Annotated in this window: 19 protein-coding genes and 2 tRNA genes; 15 read left to right on the top strand and 6 right to left on the bottom strand. The window is 57.4% G+C overall.

What is annotated here, in order from left to right; translation table 11 throughout:
- Nucleotides 1-4: 4 nt before the first annotated feature.
- Nucleotides 5-349: an ATPase inhibitor subunit zeta gene (locus HRR99_RS08590; protein WP_233121176.1), complete on the bottom strand. Its 345-nt coding sequence runs from the start codon at nucleotides 347-349 to the stop codon at nucleotides 5-7.
- Nucleotides 350-594: 245 nt separating this feature from the next.
- Here HRR99_RS08590 and purC point away from each other — a divergent pair, with 245 nt between their 5' ends.
- The 4 genes from purC to HRR99_RS08610 all read left to right on the top strand — a co-directional run bounded on the left by purC (nucleotide 595) and on the right by HRR99_RS08610 (nucleotide 2,779).
- A complete protein-coding gene (purC, locus tag HRR99_RS08595; protein WP_045230303.1) occupies nucleotides 595-1,359 on the top strand; it encodes a phosphoribosylaminoimidazolesuccinocarboxamide synthase in 765 nt (254 codons plus the stop codon).
- 17 nt (nucleotides 1,360-1,376) lie between these two features.
- Nucleotides 1,377-1,616 (top strand): phosphoribosylformylglycinamidine synthase subunit PurS, encoded by a 240-nt coding sequence (purS, locus tag HRR99_RS08600; RefSeq protein ID WP_112499738.1) that lies wholly within the window; start codon nucleotides 1,377-1,379, stop codon nucleotides 1,614-1,616.
- A 17-nt stretch (nucleotides 1,617-1,633) separates the two neighbouring features.
- Nucleotides 1,634-2,305: a phosphoribosylformylglycinamidine synthase subunit PurQ gene (gene purQ / locus HRR99_RS08605; RefSeq protein WP_233121178.1), complete on the top strand. Its 672-nt coding sequence runs from the start codon at nucleotides 1,634-1,636 to the stop codon at nucleotides 2,303-2,305.
- Nucleotides 2,306-2,422: 117 nt separating this feature from the next.
- Nucleotides 2,423-2,779 carry a hypothetical protein gene (locus HRR99_RS08610; RefSeq protein WP_233123463.1) on the top strand — a complete coding sequence of 119 codons (357 nt, stop codon included), beginning with the start codon at nucleotides 2,423-2,425 and terminating at the stop codon, nucleotides 2,777-2,779.
- A gap of 11 nt (nucleotides 2,780-2,790) precedes the next feature.
- Here HRR99_RS08610 and HRR99_RS08615 read toward each other — a convergent pair whose 3' ends face one another.
- Nucleotides 2,791-3,090 (bottom strand): DUF1127 domain-containing protein, encoded by a 300-nt coding sequence (locus HRR99_RS08615; protein WP_233121179.1) that lies wholly within the window; start codon nucleotides 3,088-3,090, stop codon nucleotides 2,791-2,793.
- Between the two features lie 92 nt (nucleotides 3,091-3,182).
- On the opposite strand from HRR99_RS08615, the gene HRR99_RS08620 reads away from it, so the two are divergent.
- From HRR99_RS08620 to HRR99_RS08630, 3 genes are all read left to right on the top strand, one after another.
- A complete protein-coding gene (locus HRR99_RS08620; protein WP_233121181.1) occupies nucleotides 3,183-4,601 on the top strand; it encodes an aminotransferase-like domain-containing protein in 1,419 nt (472 codons plus the stop codon).
- Between the two features lie 122 nt (nucleotides 4,602-4,723).
- Entirely contained in the window at nucleotides 4,724-6,958 is a 2,235-nt protein-coding gene (purL, locus tag HRR99_RS08625) for a phosphoribosylformylglycinamidine synthase subunit PurL (RefSeq protein ID WP_233121183.1), read from the top strand.
- A 19-nt stretch (nucleotides 6,959-6,977) separates the two neighbouring features.
- A complete protein-coding gene (locus HRR99_RS08630; RefSeq protein WP_062449602.1) occupies nucleotides 6,978-7,211 on the top strand; it encodes a BolA family protein in 234 nt (77 codons plus the stop codon).
- A gap of 118 nt (nucleotides 7,212-7,329) precedes the next feature.
- On the opposite strand, the gene HRR99_RS08635 is transcribed toward HRR99_RS08630, so the two are convergent.
- Complete coding sequence (locus HRR99_RS08635) at nucleotides 7,330-8,484, bottom strand: hypothetical protein (protein WP_233121184.1); 1,155 nt, start codon at nucleotides 8,482-8,484, stop codon at nucleotides 7,330-7,332.
- Between the two features lie 112 nt (nucleotides 8,485-8,596).
- Here HRR99_RS08635 and HRR99_RS08640 point away from each other — a divergent pair, with 112 nt between their 5' ends.
- Entirely contained in the window at nucleotides 8,597-8,854 is a 258-nt protein-coding gene (locus HRR99_RS08640; RefSeq protein ID WP_233121186.1) for a hypothetical protein, read from the top strand.
- A gap of 105 nt (nucleotides 8,855-8,959) precedes the next feature.
- Here HRR99_RS08640 and HRR99_RS08645 read toward each other — a convergent pair.
- Nucleotides 8,960-9,044 (bottom strand) — tRNA-Leu (locus HRR99_RS08645).
- A 188-nt stretch (nucleotides 9,045-9,232) separates the two neighbouring features.
- Between HRR99_RS08645 and lipB the strand changes: the two genes are divergently transcribed.
- Nucleotides 9,233-9,955, top strand: a complete 723-nt coding sequence (lipB, locus tag HRR99_RS08650) for a lipoyl(octanoyl) transferase LipB (protein WP_233121188.1) — start codon at nucleotides 9,233-9,235, stop codon at nucleotides 9,953-9,955.
- A 122-nt stretch (nucleotides 9,956-10,077) separates the two neighbouring features.
- Entirely contained in the window at nucleotides 10,078-11,142 is a 1,065-nt protein-coding gene (locus tag HRR99_RS08655; RefSeq protein ID WP_233121190.1) for an NAD(P)-dependent alcohol dehydrogenase, read from the top strand.
- A 385-nt stretch (nucleotides 11,143-11,527) separates the two neighbouring features.
- Here HRR99_RS08655 and HRR99_RS08660 read toward each other — a convergent pair whose 3' ends face one another.
- Nucleotides 11,528-12,481: a DUF2497 domain-containing protein gene (locus tag HRR99_RS08660; RefSeq protein WP_233121191.1), complete on the bottom strand. Its 954-nt coding sequence runs from the start codon at nucleotides 12,479-12,481 to the stop codon at nucleotides 11,528-11,530.
- 217 nt (nucleotides 12,482-12,698) lie between these two features.
- Complete coding sequence (locus HRR99_RS08665) at nucleotides 12,699-13,370, bottom strand: protein-L-isoaspartate O-methyltransferase family protein (RefSeq protein ID WP_233121193.1); 672 nt, start codon at nucleotides 13,368-13,370, stop codon at nucleotides 12,699-12,701.
- Nucleotides 13,371-13,618: 248 nt separating this feature from the next.
- Here HRR99_RS08665 and HRR99_RS08670 point away from each other — a divergent pair, with 248 nt between their 5' ends.
- From HRR99_RS08670 to HRR99_RS08690, 5 genes are all read left to right on the top strand, one after another.
- Complete coding sequence (locus HRR99_RS08670; protein WP_065701140.1) at nucleotides 13,619-13,771, top strand: DUF3309 family protein; 153 nt, start codon at nucleotides 13,619-13,621, stop codon at nucleotides 13,769-13,771.
- A gap of 143 nt (nucleotides 13,772-13,914) precedes the next feature.
- A tRNA-Cys gene (locus tag HRR99_RS08675) sits at nucleotides 13,915-13,988 on the top strand.
- Nucleotides 13,989-14,172: 184 nt separating this feature from the next.
- Nucleotides 14,173-14,442 (top strand): hypothetical protein, encoded by a 270-nt coding sequence (locus HRR99_RS08680; protein ID WP_111838144.1) that lies wholly within the window; start codon nucleotides 14,173-14,175, stop codon nucleotides 14,440-14,442.
- 206 nt (nucleotides 14,443-14,648) lie between these two features.
- Nucleotides 14,649-14,936: a hypothetical protein gene (locus HRR99_RS08685; RefSeq protein WP_111838143.1), complete on the top strand. Its 288-nt coding sequence runs from the start codon at nucleotides 14,649-14,651 to the stop codon at nucleotides 14,934-14,936.
- Nucleotides 14,937-15,010: 74 nt separating this feature from the next.
- The gene (locus tag HRR99_RS08690) at nucleotides 15,011-15,256 is read left to right on the top strand and encodes a DUF982 domain-containing protein (RefSeq protein ID WP_233121195.1); all 246 of its coding nucleotides are present in this window, start codon (nucleotides 15,011-15,013) and stop codon (nucleotides 15,254-15,256) included.
- Nucleotides 15,257-15,728 lie beyond the last annotated feature (472 nt).

A 15,728-nucleotide genomic window follows, 5' to 3' on the forward strand; every position in this document is an offset into this window, starting at 1 on the left:
ATGGTCAGGCTGCGGCTTTCGCCTGGGTTTCCGCCATTCCCTCACGCAGGCTTTGGGCGGCAGAGTTTAGCAAGTCGCGCATGCGGTCATGAATTTCATCATCGGCCACGGTCACGGCAGCCTGCTCAAAGTCGGCATGCAACTTCAGAAAAACGGCTTCGTCTTCGTTGCTATCAGCCGCACAGCCCGCCAGTTCGCTAGCATAGGCGGTTGCGTCTTCCTTCTTCATCAACGCCGCTGCCCAAAGACCGACCAGCTTGTTGCGCATGGCGTGAAGACGAAACGTCACATACTCTTCGTTGAAATAAATATTTTCGAGTGCTTTACCACGTTCTTTCAATGCAAACATAATTTCACCCCGGTTTTTATTAGATTATTATTTTCGTCCTCTTCGCTGGGACGTTTCTGTTGTAAAATAAAACTGTTGAAAAAGCGTAATCACGCAGGACGGCTCTCGCAGAAGACACACGCAAAGGCCACAATTGAAGCGAACGCTCCGTGCCTCATTGTGGAATTGCTTCTTTTCCGTTATGGGACCGCCTCAAGACACGAAACAAACGCCGCCCACCGGCGCCAACCAAGAGATTTGCTGATATGAACCGTCGCCGCCGTATTTACGAAGGCAAGGCCAAGATCCTTTATGAAGGTCCAGAGCCAGGAACTCTCATCCAGTTCTTCAAGGACGACGCAACCGCCTTCAACAAGAAAAAGCACGAAGTCATCGATGGTAAGGGCGTTCTGAACAACCGTATTTCGGAATATCTGTTCACGCACCTCAACAAGATCGGCATTCCCACGCACTTCATCCGCCGCCTCAACATGCGCGAGCAGTTGATCAAGGAAGTGGAGATGATCCCGCTTGAGATCGTCGTGCGCAATGTCGCCGCTGGCTCGCTCTCCAAAAGGCTGGGTATCGATGAAGGCGTGGTTCTGCCGCGCTCCATCATCGAATTCTATTACAAGTCCGATGCGCTCGAAGACCCGATGGTCTCGGAAGAGCACATTACAGCTTTCGGCTGGGCGAACCCTGCGGAACTCGATGACATCATGGCGCTTGCCATCCGCGTCAACGACTTCCTCTCGGGTCTCTTCCTCGGCGTCGGCATTCAGCTGGTCGATTTCAAGATCGAATGCGGCCGCCTTTACGAAGGCGATATGATGCGCATCATTCTGGCCGACGAGATTTCCCCCGATAGCTGCCGCCTGTGGGACATCGAGACGCAGGAAAAGATGGACAAGGACCGTTTTCGCCGCGATATGGGTGGGCTTCTGGAAGCCTATTCGGAAGTCGCGCGCCGTCTCGGCATCATCAACGAAAATGAACCGATCCGTGGCACCGGCCCGGTTCTGGTCAAGTAAATTCAGGAGAGCAACAGGTGATCAAGGCACGGGTGACTGTTACGCTGAAGAACGGCGTTCTCGATCCGCAGGGTAAGGCAATCGAAGGCGCCCTCGGCAGCCTCGGTTTCGATGGCGTCGGCCAGGTCCGTCAAGGCAAGGTCTTCGATCTGGAACTGAACGGCGACGCGGCAAAGGCCGAAGCCGACCTGAAGGCGATGTGCGAAAAGCTGCTCGCCAACACGGTGATCGAAAACTACTCTATCGCTATTCTCTGACGCTCAGGAGCCGCCCCATGAAATCCGCAGTCGTCCAGCTTCCGGGCCTCAATCGCGACCGTGACATGATCGCGGCTTTGACACGGATTTCCGGCAAGGCACCTGTCACCATCTGGCAGACCGAAACCGAAATCCCCGATGTCGATCTAATCGTCATCCCCGGTGGCTTTTCCTATGGTGACTACCTGCGTTGCGGCGCCATTGCCGCGCGCATGCCCGTCATGCAGGCCATCCGTGAGAAGGCGGAACAGGGCGTCAAGGTTCTGGGCGTCTGCAACGGCTTCCAGATTCTGGTCGAAGCAGGCATGCTACCGGGTGCCCTGATGCGCAATGCATCGCTCAAATTCGTCTGCCGTGAAGTGAAGCTCGAAGTCGTCAACAACGACACAGAATTCACCCGCGCCTACGACAAGGGCCAGATCATCCGCTCGCCCGTCGCCCACCACGATGGCAACTACTTCGTTGAGCAGGAACAGCTCAAGGCTCTCGAAGATAACGGTCAGGTCGTGTTCCGTTATGCCGAAGGCACCAATCCCAATGGTTCGCTCAACGACATCGCCGGTGTGATCAACACCAAGGGCAATGTACTGGGCATGATGCCGCACCCGGAAAACCTCATTGAAGCCGCCCATGGTGGCAATGACGGTCGCGGCCTCTTCGCCTCCGCTCTGGGCGTCATCGCAGCTTAATTGTTAATAAAGCCGGGATATACCCGGCTTTATGATCTCTCCCAGTCATGGATTGAAGCGATGAACCGCCTGCCCCGTCGTCACGCACTCAACATTGCAGGCCTCGGCCTTATTGCGATGTCTCTCGCCGCCTGTCAGTCCGAAAGAAAACCAGCTGCGTCGTCCTCATCGTCCTCGCAGGCGGCTTTGCCTGTCATGGAACGTGTGGCGCTGGGAGCCAATGCCTGCTGGTTCAAATCTGGCGACCCGGCCTTCAAGGCCTATCGCCTAGCGCCTGAGCTTAACTCCTTCTCCGGTCGTCCCCGCATTCTGCTGGTGCCGCGCAACAGCCCGGAATCCCGCCCGATGCTCGTCGTGCATGCGGAAGGCAACCCGGCCAAGCTGGACGCCTTCGGTCCCGCGATGAACGAGCCCCACTCCGCCCGCATCTCAGCGGACGTGAAGCGTTGGGCGAATGGCGGCAAGGGCTGCTGATCCACGCGACCTTAAAACGAGCGCGGCAGTGAGAACAGGCGTGCCTTGGAAAACTCGCGCATTGCATCCTGCCGCGTAATTCCAATGTCCGCCAATTCTTCCGCGGTCAGTTCACGCAGTGCCAGACGGGTGTTACGCTTACGCTGCCATTGGCCGAATACACCCAACAGCCGCTCGAAGACGGTGCGCGGCTCGGCCTGAAAAGGCGCAGGGCTGACCATTTCGCCATCATCGCGGAAAACACGCTCCCGCGCATAGCTATCGGGGTACATTGTATCTATTGTCGAAAGATATTGATCCAGCTTACGCATATTGTACCCCTTCGGGATTTTTTTAGAAATCATTCAATTGAAACAATCAATACAATTGACTCGAGAACGAGTACAATGCATAAATTGTCACCATGACAAATTGGCGTCCAGATTTATCGCAAGGCACCGGTCCGATTTACGTACGACTTGCCGACCATATTGAAACCGCCATATCCGAAGGCACCCTGCCGCCTGGCACCAAACTGCCGCCGCAGCGAAATCTCGCCTTCGATCTGGGGGTAACAATCGGCACGATCAGCCGCGCCTACGCGCTGATCCACGAGCGCGGCCTTGTCAGCGGCGAAGTCGGACGTGGTACCTATGTCAATGCAAGCAAGACACCCCGGCCCGCGACAAAGCCGGAACATGCGGTCTCTGACTTGGGCGGCACGCGGCCAAGTGCCGAAACACCCAACAAATATCGGCTGAACACGACAGCCGCTCCCGATATCGGCCAGAACCTGCTAATCGACCGGCACATCTCCGATATCGTAAAGGAGTGCTCTCCAAAGATCGCCGATTATGTCAGGGCGTTCCCGCCAGAGTGGGCACAGGCCGGTGTTCGCTGGTTGACCCAGGGTGACTGGTCTCCAATGGTCGACAACATTGTCCCCACGCTGGGCGCGCATGCGGCCATCATGGGCATCATCACCGCCATGACCTCGCCGGGCGACAGGATCGTGTTCGAGCCCGTCACCTATTCCCAGATTGCCCGTGCCGCGATTCTGGCCGGTCGCCGTGCGTCTGTGGTGGAGAGCGACGAACAGGGCATCGTCCCCGAAGATTTCGAGCGGATCTGCGCACAGCAGCATCCGAAGATGGTCTTCCTCATGCCGACAGGCCAGAACCCGACCTGCGCCGTGCTGCCAGAGGCGCGCCGTCGCGCCATTGCCAATATCGCTCACCGGTACAATGTCTGGATCATCGAAGACAATCTCTACGGCGCAATGGTCAGCAGCCAGCCGCCGATGATTGCACAATTCGCGCCTGATCTTACCTTCGTCGTCGGCGGCCTGTCGAAATCTGTCTCCGCTGGTGTCCGTGGCGGTTGGGTAGCCTGCCCCTCGAATTTCGCCACGCGCATCCGCATATCCCACGCCATGATGACCGGCGGCCTGCCCTTCCTCTTGGCGGAGCTGAGTGCCCGCATGGTCAATAGTGGCGATGCGCATGATATCCGCAGAGACGTCACAGACGAGATCAAGGCCCGCGAACAGATCGCCCGCAAAGCCTTTGCCAGTTTCGAATTCAATTCGATGCCGGACATTCCCTTCCTCTGGCTCAAGCTGCCGGAACCGTGGCTATCAGGCACCTTCCGCAGCGCCGCGATCAAGGAAGGCATTCTCATCGATGACGAGGATGAGTTCAAAGCCGGGCGTTCGGAAAAAGTCTTCCACCGCGTCCGCATCAGTTTTTCCGCACCCAGAACCCGCGAAGAACTGACAGACGCTTTCGGCATTCTGCGGCAACTGCTGGACAACGGCTCTGCCGGGTATGAGGGCGTGGCCTAACAGCAAAAACTGGGGTGAAGACTGATTTTGCCGGGGCGTCAGGACATTTTCCTGTCGCACGTTCCCGTCTCTTGCGGTAAAGAACCGGAAACTCCCGTACCGGCTCGAACCCCGTGAGACCTATGACACTTCCAAATCATATCCAGATCACCCCGGAACTCATTGCATCCCATGGGCTCAAGCCCGATGAATACCAGCGCATCCTCGACCTCATCGGACGCGAGCCGAGCTTTACCGAGCTTGGCATCTTCTCCGCCATGTGGAACGAGCACTGCTCCTACAAATCTTCCAAGAAGTGGCTGAAGACCCTGCCCACCACAGGCCCGCGCGTCGTTCAGGGCCCTGGCGAAAACGCTGGCGTTGTCGATATCGATGATGGCGATGTCGTCGTCTTCAAGATGGAAAGCCACAACCACCCGTCCTATATCGAGCCCTATCAGGGTGCCGCGACTGGCGTCGGCGGCATTCTGCGTGACGTCTTCACAATGGGCGCGCGCCCCATCGCCGCCATGAACGCCCTGCGTTTCGGATCGCCTGACCACCCGAAGACGCGCCACCTCGTGGCTGGCGTCGTTGCTGGGGTTGGCGGTTACGGCAACTCGTTTGGCGTTCCCACGGTTGGCGGCGAAGTCGAATTCGACGCGCGCTATAACGGCAACATTCTCGTCAACGCCTTTGCAGCGGGCCTCGCAAAATCCGACGCCATCTTCCTGTCGGAAGCCAAGGGCGTTGGCCTGCCGGTCGTTTATCTCGGCGCAAAGACGGGCCGTGATGGCGTCGGCGGCGCAACCATGGCGTCTGCCGAATTCGACGAATCCATCGAGGAAAAGCGCCCCACCGTTCAGGTCGGCGACCCCTTTACCGAAAAGTGCCTGCTGGAAGCCTGCCTTGAACTGATGAAGACAGGCGCAGTCATTGCCATTCAGGATATGGGTGCCGCTGGCCTCACCTGCTCCGCCGTCGAAATGGGTGCCAAGGGCGACCTCGGCATCGAACTGAACCTTGATCAGGTTCCGGTTCGCGAAGAGCGCATGACCGCCTACGAAATGATGCTGTCGGAAAGCCAGGAGCGCATGCTCATGGTTCTGGAACCTTCCAAGGAAGAGGTCGCCAAAGCGATCTTCGTCAAATGGGGCCTGGATTTCGCCATCGTCGGCAAGACCACGGACGATCTGCGCTTCCGCGTTCTGCACAATGGCGAAGAAGTCGCCAACCTGCCGATCAAGGAACTCGGTGACGAAGCCCCGGAATATGATCGCCCATGGACGCCCGCCAAGGTGCCTGCACCGTTGGCAGAAAATGACGTGCCGGACGCCGATATTGCCGATGCTTTAATCAAGCTCGTCGGTTCCGCCAATAACTCATCGCGCCGCTGGGTTTACGAGCAGTATGATACGCTCATCCAGGGCAACTCGCTACAACTGCCGGGCGGTGACGCCGGTGTTGTCCGCGTCGAAGGCCACGCCACCAAGGCGCTTGCCTTCTCGTCTGACGTGACGCCGCGCTATGTCGAGGCAGATGCATTCGAAGGCGGCAAGCAGGCCGTGGCCGAATGCTGGCGCAACATCACGGCAACAGGCGCATTGCCGCTGGCTGCGACCGACAATCTCAACTTCGGCAACCCCGAAAAGCCTGAAATCATGAGCCAGCTCGTCCATGCCATCAAAGGCATCGGCGAAGCCTGCCTCGCGCTCGAATTCCCGATCGTGTCCGGCAACGTCTCGCTCTACAACGAGACCAACGGTCAGGCGATCCTACCGACGCCTACCATCGGCGGCGTCGGCCTGTTGGCCGATTGGGCCAAGATGGCTCGCATCCGCTTTTCAGCCAGCGATGAGATCATTCTTTTGGCCGGCGCACCCGAAGGTTTGGGCACCCACATCGCACAATCCGTCTACATGCGCGATGTCCATGGCCGCACCGATGGCCCTGCCCCGCATGTGGATTTGGCCCACGAAAAGAAGACCGGCGATTTCGTTCGCTCAGTCATCACCGATGGTCTGACGACTGCCGTCCACGATTGCTCGTCCGGTGGTCTGGCTCTTGCGGTCGCTGAAATGGCCATTGCATCGGATATTGGTGCCACTGTGGATGCCGTCGAAGGTCACAACCCCGTCGCGACATTCTATGGCGAAGATCAGGGCCGTTATGTACTGACTATTCGCCAAGTGGATCTCGAAATGGTGAAATCCCGCGCGGCTGCGGCTGGCGTTTCCGTCACTGTAATCGGCAAGACCGGCGGCTCTGTCGTAAAGCTGGGTACCGCGCGCGCCGTCGAGATTAATGAATTGCGCAACGCCTATGAATCATGGTTCCCTCACTTCATGGATGGCGAGTTTCTCGCCGCTGCAGAATAAGAATTGAGGAGTGAACACCATGCCCATGAAGCCTGGCGACATTGAGGACATGATCAAAGCTGGAATTCCCGGCGCGAAGGTAACCATCCGTGATCTCGCCGGTGACGGCGATCACTACGCGGCAGAAGTCGTGGCCGAAGCCTTCAAGGGCAAAAGCCGCGTGCAACAGCACCAGATGGTCTATGACGCCTTGAAGGGCAATATGGGCGGCGTTCTGCATGCTCTCGCCTTGCAGACATCAGCACCAGAATAATCAACGTCCAAGTTGAAGATCAAAGGCCTGCGCGAACCCCGCGCGCAGGCCTTTTTTTATTGTCCAGTTAACCTCCCTCATACCGGCCTTGAGAGAGTGAGTGGCAACTTAAATTGCTCTACCGAAACATGTCCGGTGACTTGTCCGAGCGCAAATCCGCGAACGACACCGCAGGCAGCGGACCCGCCGTCATCAGCGTAAAATCAAACCCGGACTTGCGGTCGGAACCCAGCACATATTGCCGGTGCATGCGCAGAAAATTGCGCCGGTTCTTGCCATAGCGTTCCTCGGACATTGAATGCTTGAAGCGGATCGGCACAATTTTCGGCTGTCGGGCATCGGGATGGCCCGTCAGCTTTGCCGTATGACACTTATAGAGATGGATCGGGTCGGTCAGGCACTGAATGTCGAACCAGTTCACGTCTGCATGTTGCGCGACCATTCCAATGCTCTTGCGCAGCCGTGCAGCACTTTTCAGCAAGGCGCATTGCAGTGCCGCGCCACCCAGCGTGACGAAGGAAACAGCGCGTCCGTCGAAGGCGTCCGGCTTCTGCTCCAGCACCCTGCCCGCAACCGCCAGCGCCAGACTGGCGCCCATGCTGTGGGATACGAACAAAACCTCCTGCGAGGGCTGCTGGAGGGCAAGGAGGACCTTTGCCGCCACCGTATCGATCCAATCTCGTGCCATCGGCTCATCCCGCCCCACGGCCAGCGCAAAGCGCCAGTCCGCGAACAGATGCAGCGTATGGAAGCGCTCCGAAAACGGCATGACGCCTTTCATGAAAAACAGATAGCCGAGAGGAATGCCGATCAGGCACCACAGTGGCGAGAAACCCGCCGGCCAGGGCGATGCCGCAATCAGCACTGCGGCAGCAATTCCCGCTGCAATCAGCAGGAACGGAAACAGGAAAAACAGGCCGAAACGCCAGGCATGGTGAAAATAGGCCACAGCACCGCCTTCAGCGATAATTCCCGCCCCCGCCTTGAAACCCAGCGCAATCTGTTTCCAGATCGATGCGGCGCGAAGCTGCGAAATCAGCGTGTTATGGTCGTGGATGTAAAGCGCGGTCTGCGTGGTTTCACCACCATGCACCGCCGCAATATCGACCCTCTGCCCCGCCTCCGTCGCCACCACATCGCCAACGGCGAAATCCACGCCGAAGGTCTTTGCAGATTGCGCGGCACTGCGCTGGTAGCGGCGGTGGTGCGCAGCTGCATCCAGTGGATCGAAGCCCGGAAAATAAAAGACGAGTCGCGACGAAACCTTCGCCATCAGAAGCAATCCTTGAACGGCAACCACGAAAGGATCGCTTGATACATTGAGCGCCGCAGCTATATTCTAAATGGTGACATTTTATAGGCAGCCAGCAGCATAAGAGGCCCCATTGTCAAAAATAGTTGACCAACTCATTAGTGGCGTCGTCAAAGGTGCGATGTCCGAAATTCTCAAGAAGACCGGTGTCAAGCAAACACGGCGTACCAAGCGTCGGGCGAAAGCCAGCACATCGGTTGCAGGCGGCATTCTGGGAGGCATCCTCGAAGCAGCTCTCGGCAAGACAACCACCCGAGCTACCAAAGCCCGCCCTGCCAAAAAACAGGTCAGCAAACGCCGTACCGCCGCGGCCAGAAGTCGCCAGCGCTGAGGCGCTGGCACGCGATATCCAGACCGGAAACCGGCTGCGTGGGACTTTAACAAACGCCGAAAACATATTGGTAAAAAAGAAAAAACCCGCCGAAGCGGGTTTCTTTGGTGCGGTCGAGAAGACTCGAACTTCCACGGGTTGCCCCACAGCGACCTCAACGCTGCGCGTCTACCAATTCCGCCACGACCGCATCGTGGTAGAGCCGACTTGCGCCGACGAAGGTGCATGTACCAAAAGCACTTTGGGTGCACAAGAGCGTCATGACAGATTTTTGAAATTAAAAATCAGGCCCGTCGTTCCTATATGAAAGAAGCCCGCAAATGCCGGGCTTGCGGCCTGGAAATCATTCTGCGAGAAGGCTGTGGAAAGGACATTTTCATGCTGACACGCACCGACATACAGACAAACATGTTCCCGCAGGAAGGTTTTGCCGCCGTGCGCTGGCGAATCTCCGAGGGGTTGGTGCCCTATGAGGAGGCCGTCGCCGAGATGGAGCGGCAGGTCGCAGCCATTGCAGCAGGCGAAGCGGATGAACTTGTCTGGCTTTTAGAGCATCCGCCTCTCTACACGGCTGGCACAAGCGCCGATTCCAGCGACCTGATCGAGCCCAATCGCTTCCCGGTCTTTGCCACCGGTCGCGGTGGGGAATACACCTATCACGGCCCCGGACAGCGTGTGGTCTACGTCATGCTGGACCTCAAACGCCGGAAGCAGGATGTGCGCGCCTATGTCGCCGCACTGGAAGACGTCATCATCCGCACGTTGGACAAGATGAATGTACGGGGCGAGCGCCGCGAAGACCGCGTCGGCGTCTGGGTGCGTCGTCCTGAAAAACCGCGTCTGCCCGATGGTGGCATGAGCGAAGACAAGATTGCAGCCCTTGGCATTCGCCTGCGCAAATGGGTGAGCTTCCATGGCCTTTCCATCAATGTGGAGCCCGACCTTACGCATTTTTCCGGCATCGTGCCATGCGGCATCACGCAATATGGCGTCACCAGCCTTGTCGATCTGGGATTGCCGGTTATGATGGAAGATGTTGATATTCTGCTGCGCGAAGCTTTCGAGGAAGTTTTCGGCCCGGCAGAAAACGAAGTGGCCTGAAGGCTGGCACCCAGCCGGAAGGCAACCTTCCGTATCGACGGACGTTTCTTCAGGGCTCAAAACCCGGATCGCGATCCGGTCGTTTGCCCAATCCGATAAACCAGAAAATAGGTGACATCTCAATGTTCACAACTTCCGCCTATGCTTGCGACGATGGCTCCTCGCCGCTGAAACTCGCCACCATCAAGCGTCGCGATCCTGGCCCACGTGATGTCGAAATCGAAATCGAATTCTGCGGCGTCTGCCACTCCGATATCCACACGGCGCGTGGCGAATGGGCCGGTTCACTCTACCCTTGCGTTCCCGGCCATGAAATCATTGGTCGCGTTGGCCGCATCGGTGCCGAAGTCACCAAGTTCAAGGCAGGCGACCGCGTCGGCGTTGGCTGCATCGTCGATAGCTGCCGCGATTGCCCAAGCTGCGCGGAAGGCCTTGAGAATTATTGCGAAAAGGGCATGAGCGGCACCTACAACGCGCCTGACAAGGCCATGGGTGGCGATGCACACACACTGGGCGGTTATTCCGCACATGTCGTCGTTGATGACCGCTACGTCCTCAGCATCCCCGAAAACCTCGATCCAGCCGCGGCAGCACCCCTGCTCTGCGCTGGCATCACCACCTACTCACCGCTGCGTCACTGGAATGCCGGTCCCGGCACCCGCGTCGGCGTCGTCGGTCTCGGTGGTCTCGGCCACATGGCAGTCAAGATCGCCAGCGCCATGGGTGCAACGGTCGTCATGATCACCACCTCCCCCGGCAAGGCAGAAGACGCCAAGCGTCTAGGCGCGCATGAAGTCATCGTCTCGAAAGACGAAGAGCAGATGAAGAAGGCGGCATCCAGCCTCGACCTCATCATCGACGCCGTGGCAGCAGACCACAACATCGATTCCTACCTCGCTCTCTTGAAGCGTGATGGTGCACTGGTACAGGTCGGCGCACCCGAAAAGCCACTGTCGGTTCACGCCTTCAGCCTCATCCCGGGCCGCAAGACCTTCGCAGGCTCCATGATCGGCGGCATTCCCGAAACCCAGGAAATGCTGGATTTCTGCGCCGAAAAGGGCATCACTGCCGACATCGAGATGATCAACATCGATCAGATCAACGAAGCTTACGAGCGCATGATCAAGAGCGACGTCCGCTACCGCTTCGTCATCGACATGAAGAGCCTGCCCAAACAGGCCGCCTAATTTAGTAGGACGTGTGACGTATAGTTGAGATTCTCACGTCAGAAAATGAAAAGAGCCGCGTCCGGTACTGCACCGGGCGCGTTTTTTGATTTTGACTATGGGAGAATATTGTTTCGAGTTGCGCGCGTATTAAATTTGTCGCCCATTGACGGCCTGATAAGACAACACAACTGAGACCATAACAAACCCTCTGACGTCATCCTTGGGCTTGTCCCAAGGATCTAATCACGCTTCTGCGGATGCGACGTGGCAAATCCTCGGGACAGGCCCGAGGACGAAGAAACCTATCGCACCTACGCCAAGCCACCCTCACCCAAACAGCAAAAACCCGAAAGCTGTCTCCAACCTCCGGGTCTCTACAAATCAAATCGGACTTCGTCACATCTCAGCGGCGCGGGCCGCGGGCCACGCGTTCGATTTCTTCACGCACAAGACGCTCGACAAGTGTCGGAAGGTTATCTTCCAGCCAGTCTTGCAACATCGGGCGCAACATGTCTTGCGCCATCTGCTCGACGGATGGGCGCTCCACGCCGTCGAACAATTCGGCAAGTTCACCGAAGGACTGCGCGATTTGCGCGCCAGCAGCAGCGGAAATGAGGTTCAGCGACAGACCCGTCTCTTCCGGCTTCTGCTCCGGTTCTACAACGAAAGGCTGCGGTACAACGAGTTCGGGCATGGCAGGCGCTGGCTGTTCCGGCTCCACCGGGCCGCGAAGCTCCATCGTTTCCCATACGGGCAGAGGCCGCTGCGGTGCAGGGGCTGTTGCGGGCTGCACCAGGCTCGGCGCTGGCTGAGGCTGGGGCGCGGGTTGCGGGCGGGGTGTCGGTGCTGCGTTGAGCAGCGGGCGGATATCCGTTGGGCGCGGCGGTGGTACCGGGCGCTCCTGCTGGAACACGGGCTGCGGGAACGGCGTAGGCTCGTTCATGTGCGCAGGCTCTGCTCGCGGCGCTGGCTCAGCCACGCGCTGCTGGGTTGCAAAACCCTGCGGCCCCAAAGATGCGTTGCGATCTGCTGCTGCACGAACGCGCGCTGCAACATCGGCCAGAGACATCGTCTTTTCCGCGGCATTGGACGCGGCCATATCAATAGCGTCAGCCATGCTAGGCTCATGCTGCTGACGCGCGCCATAACCCTGGTTTGCGGCAGGCGGCACATGGGCGGGCGGGCTTGCAAGCTCGGCGGAGTAGGACATTTCTGCCTCTTCTTCCTCATCGTAAACCGGAGGCAGAGGGGCAGAAAACGCATCGCCAGATGTCGGCTCGTTGCTTTCGATAATGCGGCGAATGGATGCCAGAATTTCTTCCATCGATGGTTCGCGCGCGACGCTGGGCTGAGCCATTCTTTATCCCCGATTTACACATTCAAGTCGGATCGGAGGCAAACACGCACACTCCGAATCACCCTCAGTGTAGGCCACCGTGGACGAGAAATGAATCCACACCTTTGCAGTAACCTGCTTGTTGCACAGCTTTATTTCGCGCGTGCTTGAGCAACCAACAAAAATGCCGGACCTGTTGGGGTCCGGCATCAACCTATCGGAAGAGGCTAAGCTCCGGTCAGAAAACGAATTCGCGCGCCTTGGCAAAACCGGGCACCGGCTTGACCGAAGCATTGAAGAACGCTGTCGAGGACGTGCCCTTGCCATCGCGGCGGTACACCACGGCCTTGGCCGAATTGCCGTAACCGACAACGGCAATCAAACGTCCGCCATCGCGCAACTGGTCGAGAAGTGCAGCAGGCACCTCCTCCACCGAGCCGTTGACGAAAATGACATCGTAAGGTGCTTCTGCCGCGTTACCCTGAGAGAGTTCGCCGGTGACAACAGCGACATTGTCATAGCCCAGCGCGGCAAGCTTGGCGCTCGCACTGGCGCTCAACTCTTCGTCGCTTTCCAGCGAAACGACCGAGCCGGCCAGTTGACCCAGAACGGCTGAGACGTAGCCCATGCCGCCACCGATCTCCAGCACGACATCATCCTTGGTGATGGCGGCAAGCTGCAAAAGCTTTGCCAGCGGAGACGCCTTCATCACATAGCGCGCGCCGCGCCCGTCCTTGGCAGGACAGATTTGCAAATCCTCATCCGCATAGGCGATCTGCTTCACACCGGCGGGAACGAACTCCTCGCGCGGCACCGCCAGAAACGCCTTCAATACAGAATGCGAGGTCACATCTGTCGTGCGCAACTGGCTGTCCACCATCTTGCCGCGTGCGGTTTCGAAATCCATCATGTCGTTTTCGCCTCAATATCAGCTTCATTGCAGCCACACATGACGGCTGCCGTTGCCTACCGTCTTAATTGGCCACGCCTTAGCTTTCAAGCACAAGCACGCACGCTCAACGTTAAAAATAGACGTTGTGACGCTCGACCACGTTTTCGTTTTCGCCAAGAGGCAAAACCTCCCCTCATACGGGAACTTTTTATCCGCCTAATCATTCATAAAAGACTGGAAATGCTCAACAACATTCGGAGGCCAGCATGCTCGGCACAATCCTCGTCATCCTGCTCATTCTCTTCCTCATCGGTGCGCTGCCGAACTGGGGTTTTCACAATTATGGGTACGGCCTCTCGGGCGGCCTTGGCCTTGTTCTCGTCATCGTGCTGATTTTGGTTCTCCTGGGCCGCATCTGACACCAAACAGAAAAGCCGTATCTCCCCTCGGGCGAAGCTGCGGCTTTTCCACATAACTTCTTATCCTTTTTCAAACCTACCCTATTGCACGGAAAATGGATTCGTTCTAAATCCCCGCCATCGCTTGAGCAATCAGCGTGTGAGGCCTCGTGGCGGAGTGGTGACGCAGAGGACTGCAAATCCTCGTACCCCGGTTCAATTCCGGGCGAGGCCTCCAAATTTCAAATCCACTCCCTGATCCTTTAAAGCGGACGTCGAATTCAGGCGCAGCATTCTGCAGCTAATTCATGCAGACCTGCATCCCGTTCAGCCCTGATTAAGCTCAGTTACTTCAGTCTCCGATCTCAATGGAACTGCATGCGCCAGCGCACGTTAGAGTCCGTCATTGGAGAGGAAACACCATGAAACTTTTGAGCGCAGCTATCTGCCTTTTATCGGTCGGAATTCTTAGCGGGTGCGTGGATGATCGTGGATACCGGAGCGGTTATTATTCGTCCGGCGTCACCTATCGCACCTACGACCGCGACCGTTCCTACCGTGACTACGACCGCCGAGACTGGCGACGGGATAACGGTCGATACAGCCGTGACGACCGCGGATGGCGCAATGGTCCCCGTTACCGCCCACCCGTGGCTAGCGGCCAACAGGAATACGGCGTGATCATTCGATAACGTCAACCTTAAAGTACAGGTAATGCGAGGCACGCTAAGCAGACTGGCGTGCCTTTTTTTTGCGCAGTCGAAATGTCGAATGCTCGCATTTGGCGCTCACCTCCCAACTCACTCGGCGTTTGCGCGTCTCGGATGCGTCGGCTATGGAACTGCGCTCGCTTTCGCCAGTTTATTCCATCAGACCCCAAACCTTTTCGGAGAGCGCCATGAAACTGACCACCGCATTCGTGAGTGCCGGACTGGCGCTTGGCCTCGTGGGTTGCACCACGCCCGTTTCTTCCTACAGCGTAGAGCCCATCCCCGGCAGCATCACCTACAAGGGTCAGCCGAGAACAAAGCTGACGAAGTCTCCGATCGGTAGCACCTTTACCCACAATTTCCGTCGCTTCGACGACCGCGTAATCGAGACCTATCAGATTCAGCCGGACCGCTCGTTGCGGATCATCGATCGTCGCATCGTACGGGACTGGTCCCTGTTCGGGCGTGATGACTGAGGCGATTGCCCATTGAATAGAGCCGCATAAGCTTCTAAACGCTGGTTCCAGATTTGAAACGAGCGAGAACGATCATGCAGACGCCATGGAAAAAGCCGGTTCTGGTTGCGCTGGAAGAGCCCGGCGTATACGTCAGCATTGGGTCGACGCAAGCCGCATCCTGGGCGCTGATCGAAGACTGGCCGGAAGAAGACGGCGAGAAACTCGACCGCGCGCTTCTGGTGTTTGCAGCGGTGGATGCGGGCAAAAAGAAGCCCGAAGATGCGCGTCAGGCCTTTATCGAGGCTGCACTTGAAGCGGGCCTCGACGTAAAGTCATAATGACGCAGCAGCATTTCCTCTCTTAATATATGCGCCTCGTGCCGCTAAGACCTGAGGAACATCTAAACACCGAGTGACGCATATCCATGAAGAAATTCGTTTTCATTCTCATTCTGGCCTGCCTTTTCATCAGCATCGTCGGGCACTGGATTTTCGCGCTCGTCGTGATGTGAGCGACCTCCGCAGACATCTGGCCACGAAATCTTCATAATTCACGCCTGTGTCACGGAACTTCGTTAAGTTATGCACGTTCTTCTTCCACAGATAATGGAGGGTAAAGCGATGCGTGACGGTCTCAACAGTCTTCTTGAAGTATCACTGCTCGGTTTCGTGGTTATTACATGCCTTATGATGGTTAACCCCATTATTTAATGGCGATACATACTTTTACACTTTGATACGCTACTCAGTTAGCGATAACAAAATGCGGCTTCAGAGCCGCATTTTGTTTGTTAGCCTGTCTCTTAATCGG

The organism is Agrobacterium vaccinii (assembly GCF_021310995.1).
In the GTDB taxonomy this organism is placed as follows: Bacteria; Pseudomonadota; Alphaproteobacteria; order Rhizobiales; family Rhizobiaceae; genus Agrobacterium; species Agrobacterium vaccinii.